Genomic DNA, 213 nt, shown 5'->3' on the forward strand with positions numbered 1-213 from the left:
ACCACCGAACAGTTCCTTTTGGCCTTCGGGTTGGAAAGCCTTCGCGATCTTCCCGATCGCGAGCAGTTGGAGGACGCGGGGGTTGTGGACGAAGTACCACAAGTCGATTTTGGCTAAGCTGTTGCCGATTTTGTTGGGTGCTAAGACTCTGTGAAAGCACTGTTTTCTCCCCGATGGTTTCGAGTCTTGCCGGTTTCCGTTGCTGATACCTGA

At 53.1% G+C, this 213-nt stretch carries 1 pseudogene; it reads left to right on the forward strand.

Annotated elements, in window-relative coordinates:
• Positions 1-117: pseudogene (locus A3728_RS23750) on the forward strand (SMC-Scp complex subunit ScpB); the annotation flags it as partial.
• Positions 118-213: the final 96 nt, after the last annotated feature.

The sequence above is a fragment of the Sulfitobacter sp. HI0040 genome, assembly GCF_001634885.1.
Lineage (GTDB): Bacteria > Pseudomonadota > Alphaproteobacteria > Rhodobacterales > Rhodobacteraceae > Sulfitobacter.